Source organism: Halomicrobium sp. HArcht3-1 (genome assembly GCF_058933345.1).
In genome coordinates, this window is sequence record NZ_JBZYDM010000004.1 from 387,972 (window position 1) to 402,990 (window position 15,019).

General features: G+C 65.3%; 19 protein-coding genes. 11 read left to right on the forward strand and 8 right to left on the reverse strand.

The window, feature by feature from the left end; all coding sequences use genetic code 11:
* Positions 1 to 9 precede the first annotated feature (9 nt).
* A complete protein-coding gene (locus AC5FRW_RS09595) occupies positions 10 to 1,947 on the forward strand; it encodes an ABC transporter ATP-binding protein (protein ID WP_493568222.1) in 1,938 nt (645 codons plus the stop codon).
* 105 nt (positions 1,948 to 2,052) lie between these two features.
* Here the strand turns inward: AC5FRW_RS09595 and AC5FRW_RS09600 are convergent, their stop codons facing one another.
* Positions 2,053 to 2,337: a translation initiation factor eIF-1A gene (locus AC5FRW_RS09600; RefSeq protein WP_153554531.1), complete on the reverse strand. Its 285-nt coding sequence runs from the start codon at positions 2,335 to 2,337 to the stop codon at positions 2,053 to 2,055.
* Between the two features lie 144 nt (positions 2,338 to 2,481).
* Here AC5FRW_RS09600 and AC5FRW_RS09605 point away from each other — a divergent pair, with 144 nt between their 5' ends.
* Together AC5FRW_RS09605 and AC5FRW_RS09610 are read left to right on the forward strand one after the other, a co-directional pair.
* A complete protein-coding gene (locus AC5FRW_RS09605) occupies positions 2,482 to 3,432 on the forward strand; it encodes an oxidoreductase (protein WP_493568223.1) in 951 nt (316 codons plus the stop codon).
* 40 nt (positions 3,433 to 3,472) lie between these two features.
* Complete coding sequence (locus AC5FRW_RS09610; RefSeq protein ID WP_493568224.1) at positions 3,473 to 4,285, forward strand: hypothetical protein; 813 nt, start codon at positions 3,473 to 3,475, stop codon at positions 4,283 to 4,285.
* Here AC5FRW_RS09610 and AC5FRW_RS09615 read toward each other — a convergent pair.
* The 3 genes from AC5FRW_RS09615 to AC5FRW_RS09625 all read right to left on the reverse strand — a co-directional run bounded on the left by AC5FRW_RS09615 (position 4,269) and on the right by AC5FRW_RS09625 (position 7,528).
* Positions 4,269 to 5,486 (reverse strand): ABC transporter substrate-binding protein, encoded by a 1,218-nt coding sequence (locus tag AC5FRW_RS09615; RefSeq protein WP_493568225.1) that lies wholly within the window; start codon positions 5,484 to 5,486, stop codon positions 4,269 to 4,271. The two genes, AC5FRW_RS09610 and AC5FRW_RS09615, sit on opposite strands and share 17 nt — an antisense overlap.
* Before the next feature lie 64 nt (positions 5,487 to 5,550).
* The gene (locus tag AC5FRW_RS09620; RefSeq protein ID WP_493568226.1) at positions 5,551 to 6,417 is read right to left on the reverse strand and encodes an ABC transporter ATP-binding protein; all 867 of its coding nucleotides are present in this window, start codon (positions 6,415 to 6,417) and stop codon (positions 5,551 to 5,553) included.
* Between the two features lies 1 nt (position 6,418).
* A complete protein-coding gene (locus tag AC5FRW_RS09625; protein WP_493568227.1) occupies positions 6,419 to 7,528 on the reverse strand; it encodes a FecCD family ABC transporter permease in 1,110 nt (369 codons plus the stop codon).
* A gap of 98 nt (positions 7,529 to 7,626) precedes the next feature.
* Here AC5FRW_RS09625 and AC5FRW_RS09630 point away from each other — a divergent pair, with 98 nt between their 5' ends.
* The 3 genes from AC5FRW_RS09630 to AC5FRW_RS09640 are packed head-to-tail and all read left to right on the forward strand — an operon-like array spanning position 7,627 to position 9,942.
* On the forward strand, positions 7,627 to 8,865 hold the full coding sequence (locus AC5FRW_RS09630) for an ABC transporter substrate-binding protein (RefSeq protein ID WP_493568228.1): 1,239 nt from the start codon (positions 7,627 to 7,629) through the stop codon (positions 8,863 to 8,865).
* Between the two features lies 1 nt (position 8,866).
* A complete protein-coding gene (locus tag AC5FRW_RS09635; RefSeq protein WP_493568229.1) occupies positions 8,867 to 9,208 on the forward strand; it encodes a DUF7552 domain-containing protein in 342 nt (113 codons plus the stop codon).
* Positions 9,205 to 9,942: an FAD-dependent oxidoreductase gene (locus AC5FRW_RS09640; RefSeq protein WP_493568230.1), complete on the forward strand. Its 738-nt coding sequence runs from the start codon at positions 9,205 to 9,207 to the stop codon at positions 9,940 to 9,942. Before AC5FRW_RS09635 ends, AC5FRW_RS09640 begins: the two co-directional genes overlap by 4 nt.
* A gap of 176 nt (positions 9,943 to 10,118) precedes the next feature.
* On the opposite strand, the gene AC5FRW_RS09645 is transcribed toward AC5FRW_RS09640, so the two are convergent.
* Positions 10,119 to 10,514 (reverse strand): hypothetical protein, encoded by a 396-nt coding sequence (locus tag AC5FRW_RS09645; protein WP_493568231.1) that lies wholly within the window; start codon positions 10,512 to 10,514, stop codon positions 10,119 to 10,121.
* Positions 10,515 to 10,672: 158 nt separating this feature from the next.
* Between AC5FRW_RS09645 and AC5FRW_RS09650 the strand changes: the two genes are divergently transcribed.
* The 4 genes from AC5FRW_RS09650 (at position 10,673) to AC5FRW_RS09665 (ending at position 12,167) form a co-directional block, all read left to right on the forward strand.
* Positions 10,673 to 10,831 carry a ribbon-helix-helix protein, CopG family gene (locus tag AC5FRW_RS09650; protein WP_493568232.1) on the forward strand — a complete coding sequence of 53 codons (159 nt, stop codon included), beginning with the start codon at positions 10,673 to 10,675 and terminating at the stop codon, positions 10,829 to 10,831.
* An 81-nt stretch (positions 10,832 to 10,912) separates the two neighbouring features.
* On the forward strand, positions 10,913 to 11,461 hold the full coding sequence (dpsA, locus tag AC5FRW_RS09655) for a DNA starvation/stationary phase protection protein DpsA (protein ID WP_493568233.1): 549 nt from the start codon (positions 10,913 to 10,915) through the stop codon (positions 11,459 to 11,461).
* 144 nt (positions 11,462 to 11,605) lie between these two features.
* Positions 11,606 to 11,773: a hypothetical protein gene (locus AC5FRW_RS09660; RefSeq protein ID WP_493568234.1), complete on the forward strand. Its 168-nt coding sequence runs from the start codon at positions 11,606 to 11,608 to the stop codon at positions 11,771 to 11,773.
* Positions 11,774 to 11,780: 7 nt separating this feature from the next.
* The gene (locus tag AC5FRW_RS09665; protein ID WP_493568235.1) at positions 11,781 to 12,167 is read left to right on the forward strand and encodes a metal-dependent transcriptional regulator; all 387 of its coding nucleotides are present in this window, start codon (positions 11,781 to 11,783) and stop codon (positions 12,165 to 12,167) included.
* Here AC5FRW_RS09665 and AC5FRW_RS09670 read toward each other — a convergent pair.
* Positions 12,164 to 12,391 (reverse strand): hypothetical protein, encoded by a 228-nt coding sequence (locus tag AC5FRW_RS09670; RefSeq protein WP_493568236.1) that lies wholly within the window; start codon positions 12,389 to 12,391, stop codon positions 12,164 to 12,166. The two genes, AC5FRW_RS09665 and AC5FRW_RS09670, sit on opposite strands and share 4 nt — an antisense overlap.
* Positions 12,392 to 12,479: 88 nt before the next feature.
* Between AC5FRW_RS09670 and AC5FRW_RS09675 the strand changes: the two genes are divergently transcribed.
* On the forward strand, positions 12,480 to 13,013 hold the full coding sequence (locus AC5FRW_RS09675) for a Rieske (2Fe-2S) protein (RefSeq protein ID WP_493568237.1): 534 nt from the start codon (positions 12,480 to 12,482) through the stop codon (positions 13,011 to 13,013).
* A 17-nt stretch (positions 13,014 to 13,030) separates the two neighbouring features.
* Here the strand turns inward: AC5FRW_RS09675 and AC5FRW_RS09680 are convergent, their stop codons facing one another.
* Positions 13,031 to 14,461, reverse strand: coding sequence for an FAD-dependent oxidoreductase (locus tag AC5FRW_RS09680; RefSeq protein WP_493568238.1), 1,431 nt, complete (start codon positions 14,459 to 14,461; stop codon positions 13,031 to 13,033).
* 78 nt (positions 14,462 to 14,539) lie between these two features.
* Positions 14,540 to 14,851, reverse strand: coding sequence for a cupin domain-containing protein (locus AC5FRW_RS09685; RefSeq protein ID WP_493568239.1), 312 nt, complete (start codon positions 14,849 to 14,851; stop codon positions 14,540 to 14,542).
* Between the last annotated feature and the right edge of the window lie 168 nt (positions 14,852 to 15,019).

Below are 15,019 nucleotides of genomic sequence, written 5' to 3' on the forward strand. Positions count from 1 at the left end.
CAGTCGAACATGTCCACGGACGAGCAAACACCGTTCGATCGCTACCGGCAACGGATCGACCGGCCGCTGTGGCGGTTGTTCGACGAGTACGGTACGTCGCGGACTCGCTGGCTGGTGGTCGGACTTCTGGCGAACCTGATCGCACAGGCGGCGTCACTGTTCCCGCCGGTCGTGCTCGGGACGGCCATCGACGCGCTCTTCGCGGGCACGAGTGACTACGAACTCCTGTTGGTGCCACAGTCGCTCGTCCCGCCCGGCGAGGTCGGTCAGTTCTGGTTCTCGGCCACGTTGATCGCCGGCTCTTTCGTCGCGACGGCACTGTTTACGTGGATCTACGGCGTCTCTGCGAACTTCTTCGCCCACGGCGTGATGCACTCCGTGCGATCCGATAGCTTCGAGAAGATGCTGCGGCTGGACGCCGCCTTCTTCGACGACAAGCAGACTGGCGAGGTGATGTCGATCCTCAGCAACGACTCCGGCAACCTCGAACTGTTCCTCGACAACGCACTGATGAACGGCGTGCGCCTGATCGTGATGGTGCTCGGTATCGCAGCGATCCTCTTTGCCCTGAACTGGCAACTCGCATTGGTGACGCTGGTCGCCATCCCCGTGATCGTCGGCTTCACGATCTGGTTCATGCGCGTGATCGAACCTCGCTACGAGGCCCGCCAGTCCGCGATGGCCGACTTCAACACCCGCATCGAGAACGGGATCACCGGCGTCATCCTCGCGAAGGCGACCGGTAGCGAGGCGTACGAGACCGAGCGGGTCCGTAACGCCTCCCACGGCGTCTTCGCCACGACGATGGACGTACTCAAACTCTCCTACTTCTACCGACCGGGGATGGAGTTGCTCGCGGGGCTGTCCTTCGCCGCGACGTTCGTCGTCGGTGGCTACTGGATCCTCTTCGACGCGCCCGGTCCGCTCTACGGCGAACTCCGGCTCGGGACCTTCGTCACCTTCGTGTTCATGACCCAGCGCTTCGTCGCGCCCCTGGCCGAGGTGTCGAACATCGTCGATCAGGTCCAGAACGCCAAGGTCTCGGCGTCGCGCGTGTTTGGCCTCGCGGACATTCCCGTGCGGATCACGGACGCCGAGGACGCAAAGCGCCTCGACGACCCCGAGGGCCACGTCACCTACGAGGACGTGTGCTTCGAGTACCCCGACCTGTTGACCGGCGATCACGGTCCGGCCGTCGAGGACGGGACCGAGACCGACGGCGGCGTCGCTGCGTTCGACGAACCGGGCCCGGACGAGGAGGACGACTACGTCATCGAGAACGTCTCCTTCGAGGCCGAACCGGGCGAGACGGTCGCCTTCGTCGGCTCGACCGGCGCGGGCAAGTCGACGCTGTGCCGACTGTTACTGCGACTCTACGACGTGGACGAGGGTCGCATCGACGTCGACGGCGTCGACATCACCGACCTCGAACTCGCGAGCCTGCGCCAGCACGTCGGCTACGTCAGTCAGGAGGCGTTCCTCTTCGACGGCACCATCGGCGAGAACATCCGCTACGGGCGCTTCGAGGAGTCAGAGGAGGCGGTCCGCGAGGCCGCCACGGCCGCGGAGGCCCACGAGTTCATCCAGAGCCTCCCCGACGGCTACGACACCCGCGTCGGGGAACGGGGCGTCAAGCTCTCTGGCGGCCAGCGCCAGCGCATCGCCATCGCCCGCGTCGTCCTGCAGGACCCCGAAATCCTCATCCTCGACGAGGCCACCAGCGACGTGGACACCGACACCGAGCAGCGGATTCAGGCGAGTCTCGACGCACTGACCGAAGACAGGACGACCTTCGTCGTCGCCCACCGCCTCTCGACGGTGATCGGAGCCGATCAGATCCTCGTCCTCGAAGACGGCGAAGTGGTCGAGCGCGGCGACCACGACGATCTGCGCCAGCGAAACGGCCGCTACGCGGAACTGTGGGGCGCACAGACCGGCGGTCACTGACCGCTGCCGACGCTCGGCGTGTCGTCGGTTCCGCGCGCTGTCCATCGCTGTCGCTGGCTCACTGGATAGAAATATCACTTGTGCACGCCCGACCGGGCGGCTAGATCACTGAATGTGGCCTTCGTCGCGCAGCTGGTCCGCGTCCTGACTGGTGTAGCGCCACTCGATGTTGGCCTTCTCGTCCTGCCAGTCCCACGGTTCCACGAGGACGACGTCGTCCGTCTCGATCCAGGTTCGGAACTTCATGCGGCCGGGGATTCGCCCCATTCGCTCTTTGCCGTCTTCGCACTGCACGCGCACGTGGTTGCCGCCGTTGTGTTCTGTCACTACGGCGAACAGCTCGTCGTCGTTGGGCATTCGAAGGTTTCGACGCCCGGAATTCTCGCTCACAACATAAAGACGTGCCCGAGACGGATAACTATTCGGCGAGACGAGGTAGCGCGTCACATGGATGCCGACTCGGATCGAGCGACGGAGCAGCGACTCACTCGTTAGGCATCTCTTTTTCCCTGTCTGGCACGTCTAGGAGAGACGATGACAGCCCGCTGGACAGAACACGAGATGCCGTCACTCGACGGGAAGACCGTCGTCGTCACCGGTGCGAACAGTGGTCTCGGCTACGAAGGGACGCGCGCGTTCGCGGCGAAGGGGGCGACGGTCGTGATGGCCTGTCGCTCGACCGACCGTGGGGACAGCGCGGCCACGGAGATCCGCCGGCAGGTCCCCGACGCCGATCTGGACGTGAAACAGTGTGATCTGGGGGACCTCTCGTCGGTCGACGCCTTCGCCGAGTCGTTTACGTCTGACTACGACGACTTACACGTCCTCTGTAACAACGCCGGGGTGATGGCGCTACCCCGCGGCGAGACCACCGATGGCTTCGAACAGCAGTTCGGCATCAATCATCTGGGTCACTTCGCGCTGACGGGCCACCTGCTGGAGACGCTCGCCACCACAGACGGCGCGCGCGTCGTCACCCAGTCCAGCGGTGCCCACGAACAGGGCCAGATCGACTTCGACGACCTCCACCACGAGCAGTCATACGGAAAGTGGGAAGCCTACTCACAGAGCAAGCTCGCCAACGTCCTCTTTGGCTACGAACTCGACCGCCGGGCCAACGAAACGGGACTGGACCTGACGAGCGTGGTCTGTCACCCCGGCTACGCCGACACGGACCTCCAGCGCCGGGCCGGTGAGGCCGGCGGTGGCGTGGTCGGCGCGGCGATAATGGAAGTCGCTAACGCCGTCCTCGCCCAGTCACAGGAGCAGGGGACGCTGCCGATGCTGTACGCGGCGACCCATCCCGGCATCGACGGCGGCGAGTACGTCGGTCCCGGCGGGTTCATGAACATGCGAGGTGCACCGGGCGTACAGGACTCCAGCGCTCGCTCGTACAACCGTGCGACCGCAAAGCGCCTCTGGGACGTGTCCGAGGAACTGACCGGCGTCGAGTACGCCTTCGAGCTGCCGGTCGCGGCGGACTGACCACACAAGAGCTTTATCCGCCACCGTTTTGACTGGATCCATGTCCCCGACTCGCCGTGACGTCCTCACGTCACTCGCTGGCGGCGTCGCTGTGGTCGCTGGCTGTACCACACCATCGGTCGATCGGTCGGCCGACACCCCCGCAGATCCGTCATCCACGACGCCGACTGCGACCGCCTCGTCTGACACCATTGTTTCTCCGGCCGCCGATCTGGTCGTCTTGCCTGTCCATCTGTCAACCGTCCCGGACGATGCCTCGGTTGCGGTCAGGGCTCGTCTCGCGGCAGATATCGAGGCTGCCGCTGCGGGAGACGACCCCGAGACCCGTCTGGGAACGATCTCGGATCTCGATTGTCTCGCCTACGACGGCACGAGCTACGCCGTGGCGCGATCCTACGCAGATGGCGGGTACATGACCCGGTACGATATCGAGCAGGTCGACGAAGCGGGTGATCGTGAGATCGTCGCCGTCGCCGATCTCTCTGCGGACCGCCGTGAGAAGGTGGGCCGACTCATCGAGGACGGGGGAACGTACACGTACGATTCACAGAACGGGGGCTTTCAGCCGAGAGCAGCCCTCTACCGGTACGAGGGCGAACTGTATGCGTTCGAGAGTACGGTACACGCCGATCATCCGACGGTCGTGCAGTTCTCCCTCGAACCGGTCGATGATCGAGCCTGTCCCACTGTCGACCGATTGAGCGATCGAGCGAGCGCTGACTTCGAACACATCTTCGAGAGCGACGCCACCGACTTCCCGGTCGCGGTCCCCGAACGACACCGCGAGGAAGTCCGCCAGTTCGACTATCTCGTTACATTCGACCGCGTCTTCGCCGTCAGAACTCGCCGGTGACGATATCGGCGACACGCTGTCGGTCGAACAGTTGGTCGTCGACGCCGTAGACCTGACGGGCCGCCCGTTCGGTGACGACGAGGTTCGTGATCGGCCCCTGATACAGCGGACCCCCCTGGTGGACGTTGCCGTTTTCGACGGCCGCCAACTGGCTGCCGACGTCGTGGTTCTCCATGTAGGAGACGACCGTGTTCTGGAACTCCTCGGTGGTCTTGCCTTCCTGGCCCCGGAACATGACGTACTCGGGGTCGATCTTCAGCAGCGTCTCGAAGTCGATGCGGCCCCGCGTTTCGTGGAAGTCCTGCACGTCGGTCTCGGCCAGCGCGTCCCGCACCCCGAGGTCGCGCCACTGCTTGAAGCTCGTTCCCTGGCTGATCAGGTACGGGGAGAACTCCGTGGGCTCGTCGCCCGCCGCCCACATGATCGCGACCGCCGGGCGCTCGTCCTCCGCGGGGACGATGTCGTCGAGGTTCGTCTGGAACTCGTCGTGGAGCGCGGCGAAGGCCTCGTAGCGCTCGGTCTGCTGGAAGACCTGTGCGAGCTTCTCGAAGGCCTCGTACAGCGTGTAGTACTGGTAGCTGTCGTGCCAGGTGTAGCCCCCCGAGAAGATGCTGTTACCGAAGAACGGGGCCACACGTTCGCTGACTTCGTCCACGTCGGCCTGTTTCCAGCCGTTGAAGCGATTCATCAGGAAGTTCGGGTCGATCACGTGCACGTCGCCGTCGAGTGCGTAGAACCGCTCCTTGCTGACGCCGTCCTGATACAGCGACACCATGTCGCTCTTGTCGACGCTGACGCCGGGTATCTCGTCGTAGTACTGGGTGTGGTAGCGGCCGGTGAGCCAGACGCCTTTCGGTGGTTCCTGTCCCAGTGCGATCCCCATGTCGGCCCAGCTTCCGTTGTTGGCGACCCACGTCTCCGGGACGCTGTCGAACTCGACAGTACCGACCGGTTCCATCGAGACGGAGTAGCTGCCGTCGGTGTCCGTCTCCGTGGTCTCGTCGGTCGTCGACGCCGTCGTCTCGGTGGCTGTCTCGGCGTCCGTCGCGGTCGCGGTGTCCGTGCCCGCGCTCGTCGCGGTCGACTCGCGCTCACCCGAACTGTCGCTCGTGGATTCGGTACAGCCCGCAAGCGCCAGTGTTCCGAGTGTCACGCCTGTCTTCAGCACGGTCCGTCGTGTGCGGTTCGAATCGTCGCTCATCAGATTTTAGGCCTGCCTAAAAATAGTAAAACCTTCCGAATCGAACCGATTAGCAGCCGGCCAGTCACTCCGAGAGCGCCCGTTTCGGGAGGATCTGTAGTTCCGGCTCGTACTCGACGCGGGCCTCGACGCCGAACACGTCGGCGAGCAGCTGCTCGGTGACGACGGTCTCGGGCGGTCCCCAGTCGTACAGTTCACCGTCGCGCATCGCGACGAGGTTGTCGGCAAAGCGGGCGGCCTGTGCGATGTCGTGGAGGACGACGGCGACGGTCACGTCCGCGCGTTCGTTCAGTTGCCGGACCGTCTCAAGGACGCGGAACTGGTGGTGCAAGTCGAGGAACGTCGTCGGCTCGTCCAGCAGCAGCACGTCGGTGTCCTGTGCCAGCACCATCGCGATCCACGCGAGCTGTTTCTGGCCGCCCGAGAGTTGCCCGAGTTCGGCGTCACGCAGGTGATCGACGCCGGCCATCTCGATGGCGTCGTCGACGGCCGCGTGGTCCTCTGGCCCGACGCTCTCGAAGAAGCCACGGTGTGGGTAGCGCCCGTGGTAGACCAGATCCTCGACCGTGATCGATCCCGGCGACTCGTTTTCCTGTGAGAGGACGCCGAGTTCGCGAGCCAGTTCCGCCTGCTCGAACGACTGTACGTCCTCGCCGTGGAGTCGGATGGTCCCGGACTCGGGTTCGAGGTGGTTCGACAGCGACTTCAGCAGCGTCGACTTCCCGCTGCCGTTGGGACCGACCAGCGCCGTCACCTCCCCCTCGGGCACGTCGAGGCGGGCACACTCGACGACGGACTCCTCGCTGGTCGGGTAGCGCAGGTCCAGTTCCTCGGCGACGATGGCGCTCTCGATTCGCCTGCCGTCCTCGTCGGTCAATCGCTCCCTGACGGGATTGGTCTCGTCTCGCTCCAGTTCGTTCGCTTCGGCCATCTCAGATCTCCCCCATCTGCTGTTGTCTGCGCATCAGATAGAGGAAGTACGGCCCACCGATCAGCCCCGTGACGACGCCGACGGGCACCTGAATCGGACTCAGCGCGAGCCGTGCGCCCACGTCGGCGACGACCATCAGCGCCGGGCCGGCGAAGATCGAGCCGAGCATCAGTCGGCGGTAGTCGCCGCCGACGACGTTCCTGACGACGTGGGGGACGATGAGGCCGACGAAGCCGACGATGCCGGCGACGGCGATGGCCGTACTCGCCGCGAGGATCGCCACCCCGGAGAGGAGAAAGCGCACGCGCTCGACGCGCATCCCGAGCGACTGGGCCGTGCGCTCACCGAGCAGGAGGACGTTCAGCTGGCGCGCACCCAGCAAGGCCAGCACGATGGCGACCCCTGCCGGCAGGATCGACAGCCGGACCTGTTCCCAGTCGGTGCCGGTCAGTGAGCCGGTGGTCCAGGCGATGGCCGACTGGACCACGCCCAGATCATCCGCGAAGAAGAACACGCCGGTCTGCAAGGACTGGAAGACGGTGCCGACGATGACGCCAGCGAGGACGAGGCGGACGGGACTCGTCCCACCCTTCCACGCGATGGCGTAGACGAGCGCAAAGGCGATCGTCCCACCGGCGGCGGCGATCAGTGGCAGGAAGGGTGCGAGACCGCTGAACACCACCAGCGTCAGCAGGACGGCCAGCCCGGCCCCGGAACTGACCCCGAGGATGTAGGGGCTGGCGAGTTCGTTGCGCGTCACGGCCTGAAAGATCGCACCGGAGACACCGAGCGTCGCGCCCGCGAGGATGGCGACGAACACGCGGGGCAGGCGGATGTTCCAGACGATCAGCGACACGTTGTCCATCTCGGGCAGCTCCCCGCCCAGCAAGAAGGCGTTCCAGACGGCGGGATCGAGCACGATGTCGGGGTCGACGACTGCCGACCATGCTTGCGCGATGGTCATCGAATACGTGCCAAAGCTCACCTGTATCAGGCCCGCGACGACGACGATCGCCGTACTCGCCAGACAGAAGGCGACGAGGCGACCCGTGGCCCAGCTTCGCTGGTGTCGCTGCTCTGTGGGCGATTCCGTTGGATGCGTTCCGGCCATTCTAGATTTAGGTATCCCTAATACTGGTGTTATTCCTTTCGATTCTTTGGCAGCCCTAAATCGGAACGGATTTATGGGTTTAGGCGGGCCAAAAACACATGGGCAACGATCCACCGTCGACTCGGCGTCGGTTCATCGCCGCCAGCGGCAGTGTACTGGGCGCGACAATCGCGGGCTGTACCGAATCGACCGACGAATCGGCGGGCACCACGGACGCTGCGACGGCGACAGACACCGGCGACGAGTCGCCGACAGAGACGAACGCAGCACTGACCGAGACGACGGAGGCCGGTCCCTACTCGGTCGACCTCTCGCCGGTCGGCACCGTTTCGTTCGACAGCGTCCCCGAGACCGTCTTTACTGTCTATCCGCAGTATCTCGACATGGCCGTCGCGCTGGGCCACGGCGAGGCGGTCAACGCCGTCTACGTCCCGGAGATGTCGGGGACGACGATGAACCACTACTACGAACACCTCGACGGCGTCTCGGTCGAGTGGGAGGGGCTGGTCGACCCGCTCAGCGACGGTCTCTCCAAAGAGCAACTGTACGCTCACGACAGCGACGTGCATCTGGTCGATCCGGCGTGGGTCTCGACACAGGACGGCTGGGACCGGACCGACATCGACGAGGTCGCCACGCAACTGGGACCGTGGTTCGGCAACTTCTACAGCGGTACAAACGGTCAGCCCCCGGAGGGCTACGACGACTACCAGTACTACGACCTCTGGGAACTGTTCGGCGCGGTCGCCGACGTGTTTCAGGAACGCGAACGCTACGAGGCACTTGCCGCGGTCCACAGTGATCTCGTCGAGACGATCCAGTCTCAGCTCCCGCCCAGAGAGGACCGCCCGACAGTGGTCCGGGCGACGCTCTCCGGTGACGGCAGCACCTTCTGGACCTATCACCTGAACAAGCCGGGCTACTGGCTGGCCGACACGCGCCCGCTGGGGGCCACCGACGCCTTCGCCGAGGAGGACTGGGGCGGTCTCTGGGGCACCGTCGACTACGAGACGATGCTGGAAGCCGACCCCGACGTGATCCTCCACCTGTGGGGGATGACGCCCAACTACAGCATGGCCGACACCCGTGAGATGCTCGCAACGGACAACGCCGGCCAGCGCCTCTCGGCGGTCGAGAACGACCGCGTCTACCCCGCGGGGATGCGCTATCAGGGACCGATCATGAACCTCTTCCAGATCGAGATGGGTGCCAAGCAACTGTACCCCGAAATCTTCGGCGCGTGGCCCGACTACGAGGACGGCGACCACTACCCCGAGATTCCCGAGGACGAACGACTCTTCGACCGCCAGCGCGTCGCCGAGATCGTCACGCAGTAGGATGTCGTTCGCGCCCGCTCCGTGTACCGACGGCCCGTCGTTGTCGACGCTCCGCCGCCAGATCGACGCACTCGCCGATTCTGGGGGCCGCTATCGGATCGTGTGCTCGACGGCCGGCCTCAGTCCGGTGCCGGTCGATGGCCTGCGGTTCCCGGACCGGCCGACGGCCGCCGTCGCCGCCGCCCTCGCGAGCGAGTATCGGGCGCTGTTGCGCGAACGCGACCGGCGAGCACCGCGGTATCACTTGCTCGTCGACGAGGCAACGCCACACCTGTCGACCGACTCCCGCGACGGCGTGTCCGATGAGGCTATAGGGAATGGAGGCGCTCAGGCGAACACATGACCGACCACTACGACGTGATCGTCGTCGGCGGCGGCGTCGCGGGCCTGTCGGCCAGCGTCTTCACCGCCCGGGCCGACCTCGACACGCTCGTCCTCGATGCGGGCGGGTCGATCCTCCGGCGCAACGCCCATCTGGAGAACTTCCCCGGCTTCCCGGTGGGGATCAACGCCCGACAGTTGCTCGACTTGCTCGGGGAGCAAAGCGAGCGTGCCGGTGCCACCCGTCGGCTGGCGACCGTCGACGCGGTTGAGCAGCGTGTGGAGGCCGACGGCTTCGCCGTCGACACCGAGGCCGGCGAGCGCTACACGGCCGACTACGTGATCGCGGCGACGAAGAACGAAAACGGCTATCTCGCCGAGATCGACGGTGTCGGCCTGCTCGACCGGGGCAAGACCTACGTCGACGTGGACGAGCGCGGTCGCACCGGCGTCGACGGTCTCTATGCCGCCGGTCGACTCGCCGAAAAACCCCATCAGGCAGCGGTCTGTGCGGGCCACGGGGCCGAGGTCGCCGTGACGCTACTGGAGGACAACGACCGACCGTTCTATCACGACTGGGTCGTCCCCGAGGGCTACTTCACCGATCGCGGCCGGGACCTCCCGCCGGGCTGTGAGGAGATCGACGACGAAGAGCGCCGCCGACGGGACGAGGAGAGCCGCGAGGTCCTGCGGGACGCACTCGCCGACCCCCATCCCGATCCACAGGAGACCCACCCGAGTCTCGTCGAGGAGTAGCTTATACTGCCGGCTGTAACTTCGTGAAGATCTTCGCCACCTCGGGGTGGCGAAATCGTTCACAGATTTACAGCCGGTAGTATTACCCCTCGTCTCATACGGTTTATTGTCGTTGCGTCCCGGTGCTCGTCGCCACGGGGGAGACGATCACCGGTACATCGCTACAATAATCCGTATCACTCTCCGATCCGGTCGCGCCAGCGCTGCTGGAGACGACGCTCGCTGACGTGGCTCTGTCCGTCGGCCAGATCCGTTCTGATGGCTCGCTCGAAGTCCGTCACGTCCGCGACGAACTCCGTCCGGGCGTCGTCGACGAGTTCGTAGGTCCACATGTCGCTGACGAACCCGGCCGGCAGTATCTCGTCTCTGATCGCCGCGGCGTGCTCGTCGTGCCCCGCGTCCGCGAGCAGTTTCCGGGCGGCCTCGAAGTGGTCCATTCCGTGACCGATGCTGTGGTGACAGGCGAGTAGCGACCCGTAGCCGCGATAGACGTGCTCGACGCCCAGCTGGAGGCGGTGGAGCGCTTCCAGTTCGGTGTCCGTGAGATCCGCTCGATCGTCAAGTCGTGGCATATGATCACGTACGTCGTGGACGGGGGAAACTGTGTCGGCCTGTGACACACACCGCCGTCGCTGATTCCGTGTGGCTCCCATCACGGTCTCCGTCACACGAACGCCAGACGGTCGTCTGACGAGACTATTTATCACTCCCGTCCGTCGATTCTCACCCGATGGACGAGGCGTATCTCGATCTAGAATCTGTCGAACTCGAACTCGACGAGGAGTTGCTCGAAGCGATCGACGAGAAAGCGTTCGCCCAGCACCGTGACAACCGCGAGGCGGCGATCCGGGACCTGCTCGACGAGTGGCTCAAGACGCGCGAGGACTGATCGTTCGCCCAGGTTTAGGCGATACGAAAAAATATAAGAATATTGAAAAGTTTGAAGTAGCTGGGTAACCCAGTATCGGGTATGAGTCAGCAAGGGAAGACGCTGAAGGAAGCCGGTAGTGTCGAAGCCAGCGATGCGCTCCGCCTCGAACAGGAGAAGGTCGAGCAGATCGTCGACGCACTCAACACCGATCTGGCGGACGTATACGTCCTCTACCACCAGGTCCGAAAGCACCACTGGAACGTCGAGGGCGCGGAGTTCCGTGACCTGCACCTGTTCCTCGGTGACGCCGCCGAAGAACTCGAAGAGGCCGCCGACGACCTCGCAGAGCGCGTCCAGGCTCTCGGTGGCGTGCCCCACGCCAGCATGGCGACGCTTGAGTCCGAGGCGACGGTCGAACCGGAGGACGAGCACGTCTACGACATCCGTACCTCGCTCGCCAACGACATGGAGCTGTACGGCGACGTGATCGAGACCGCGCGCAGTCACATCGAACTCACCGAAGGACTGGGCGACCACGCGAGCGCCCAGATGCTGCGCGAACAGCTCCTCGAACTCGAAGATCAGGCCCACCACATCGAACACTACCTCGAGGACGACACGCTCGTCACCGAGGCCGCGATGGAGTAGGGCCGCCGACACCCTCGGGCAACCGACCACACTTTTTTAGGCAAGGCTAAATTATGATCGGTAGCGACAGCGATCCAGATTCGACTGGCGTGGCTCCCGGCCGAGACCCGAAGCTTTACTTTTAGGCCGACCTAAATCAACGGTATGTCGACGACGACTGCACCCGACGACCGCCCGAGCGCGGGCGAGCAGGTGTCCGAACGCCCCCAGATCGACGTGTGTGAGACCTGTCCCGGGACACACACCTTCATCGAATCCGACAACACCGACGGCTGGATCGCGACGGACCTCGTCGTGTCGGTCCATCGCTGACGTTCAGATGGAACGCGTCTCGCAGTATCTGCTCGTCGTCTACATCCACGAACGGGAGGGTGGGCCACCGATCGCATCGGGGACGGTGGCCCGGGCGCTCGATCGATCGCCGTCGGCCACGACGGAGATGCTCCAGCGACTCGCCGCCGACGACCTCCTCGTGTACGAACCGTACGAGGGCGTCGAACTGACCGAGCAGGGTCGTGACCGTGCGAGTGACCTCTACGAGACCTACCGGACGCTCTCGACGTTCTTCGAACAGATCCTCGACCTCGACGATCCCGACCGGGAGGCGCGCGAACTGGCCGACACCGTCAGTCCGATCGTCGCCGAGCGCCTCGACGATTTGCTGCTGGGCAGGGACGACGCCAGACTGCACGCACAGCGCAGTTAGCTGTCGTCGTCCGCCGCCTCGTCGTCCGTCTGTACGCTCTCTGTCTCGGTCTCCTCGGTGTCGGTCGTCTCGGCGAACTCGACTTCGGCTTCGATCTCGATCTCGATGCCGTCGCCCTCCAGCGTTGCCTCGTACTCTGTCGCGTCCTCGATTTCGGTTTCGAGTTCTGCGGTGTCCAGTTCCACTTCGACCTCGACCTCGACGGAGACATCGTCGTCGTCCATACGGGACCCTCCGTCCTGCTGTCACTACTGCCTTGGGGCAGCGGCGGTATCGGCAGCTACTTTAGGCAAGCCAAATTAAATGATCTCGATGAGTAACCCCCTTCGCGTGACCGTCGAGGACGGCGACGAGACCGAGACGGCGCTGGTCTCGGATGGCTCGGGCAGCGTCTCGGCCGGCGACGCGACGATCTCCTTCAGCGTGAGCGGGCACGACGGTGCGCCAGCGGCCGGCGACGCCGAGGCCGACGACGCTGAGGCCGATCCGACCCGGATCGTCGACCTCGATGCGGTCCCGACGGACTCGACGATCCGTTTCGAGGCGCGGGGTGACGAGTACGGTGCCGACTGCATCCTCCGGCGGATCGACGATGCCGTCGTCGCGTGGCGAAATTCCTGTCCACACGAACCGGAGGTGCCGCTGGACCGCGGTTCGGGTGCGATCGTCCGGGGCGACGATCTGGTCTGTCACAAGCACGGCGCGCAGTTTTCGGGCGGCGAGGGCGTCTGTACCTACGGGCCGTGTGCCGGCGACGTACTGGATTCGATCGCCGTGACGGTCCGCGAGGGGGGCGTCTACCTCACTGACGAGCGATTCGAGGCGGCGCGGCTTTTCGGTCGGTAGGGCGAGCGCGGCCCCGCTCACGCGACGGCCGACGAGAGCACTTTTGCCGCGGTCAACACGGGGTCCCACACCGGCGAGAACGGGGGCGCGTAGGCCAGATCGGCGCGTTCGAGTTCGGCGACGGTCGCGTCCTGTTCGAGCGCCATCGCGAGGATGTCGATGCGGATGGCCGCCCGATCCGTCCCGACGATGGTCCCGCCCAGCAAGCGACCGCTCTCGCGATCCGCCACCAGCGTCACGGTCGTCTCGGCCGCGCCGGGGTAGTAGCCCGAGCGCGATCCGGCGGTGATGGTCTCGCTGACCGGGTCGAAGCCCGCGTCTCTCGCTTCCTCGTGGTCGACGATGCCCGTCCGTCCACACTCCTGTTCGAAGGCCTTGACGACGGCCGTGCCAGCCACGTCGCCCACGGGCGTCGGGTCGCCGGCCACGGTCGTCCCGATGGCCCGTCCCGCCCGGTTTGCGGTCAGTCCCAGCGGCACCCAGTCCTGTTCGCCGGTGACGGCGTGGGCCATCGTGGCACAGTCACCTGCCGCGTAGACGCTCTCGACGTTCGTCCGGCCGTAGTCGTCGACCGCGACCGCGTCGGCGACACCGGTCTCGATCGGCGTGTCGTCGAGAAAGCCCGTGTTCGGTCGGATCCCGATCCCGACCAGTGCCATATCCAGATTCAGGGCTGCGCCACTCGAACAGAGCAGTCGCTCGACGCGGTCGTCCCCCGCCAGCCGTGCGACTTCCTCGCCGAGGTGGAGGGCGACGCCCTGTGATCGGAGTTCCTCCTCGACGACCTCGGCGACGGCCGCACCGAACGGCGCGAGGACGTGCTCGCCCCGCTGGAACAGGTGCACGTCCAGTCCGTTCGTGCTGAACGCCTCTGCCATCTCGATGCCGACGTAGCCCCCGCCGACGATGGCGACAGTCTCGGGCGACTCCATCGCAGCGTATCGCTCGACCAGTTCCCGGTCGACGAACGCCTCGCCGCCGATGTCCGCGAGCGCGTCGGTCGCGGGGTCGAGCAGGTGCGCGCGCACCGCCGCGGCCGAGTCAAGCCCGTGGATGGTGTGGACGCCGTCGCGGTGGCTCCCCTCGATTGGATCGGTCACCGCGTGGGCACCGGTTCCGATCAGGAGGTCGCCGTAGGACTGTTCGATCCGCTCGCCGTCGTCGGTCTCGACGGTCACCACCTGTGCGTCGGTGTCGATGGCGACGACCTCGTGGCCCCGCCGCAAGTCGATCCCTCGCTCAGCGATTTCGGCGGGCGACAGCGACAGGAGGTCGTCGAGGCGGTCGACCTCGCCCTTGACGAAGTAGGGCATCCCACAGTGGGAGTAGGAAACCCACGATCCCTTCTCGAAGACGATCACGTCCCTGTCGGGGTCCTCGCGCTTGCACTTGCTGGCGGCGCTCAGGCCGGCGGCGTCTCCACCGATCGCGACGAACGGAGCAGGCATGCCGCTGGCTTCGACGGCCTCCCCCTTAGGACCGCGGTGAGTGCGAGGAAACCACACACCCCGCGACCGCGACTCGATTCACCGGTCGGAACGGGGCGGCGTGTAGAGATTCACCGTTTCGAGTGGCTCGTCGCCGTCGTTCTCGATACCGTGGCGCTCGCCGGCCTCGATCAGCAGGAGGTCGCCGGCCTCGATCCGGTGGGACTCCTCGTCGACCGTGGCGACGCCGGTCCCCGAGACGACGTAGCACCACTGGTCGCTGTCGGCGTGATAGTTCTCCGGGCCGCCGACTGCCCGGCCGGGTTCGACGGTCATCTCGGCGGCCTGTGCCTCGTCGGTCTCCATGACGACCGAAAAGTAGCGGTCGAAATCGAGGTGCGTCTGTCGCATGAGCGGCGGTTCGACGCGCTGGGCCGAATCGGTTTCGTCGCCTTCAGGGCGAGGCTGATCTTCGAGACGAGCCTGAACCAACCTCCTGATTCTTGATTGCCTCATCACTGTTGTCCTTTACTAATTATCAAGAATTCTCGCATCATCACGACCGCTCCTTTGGATTAT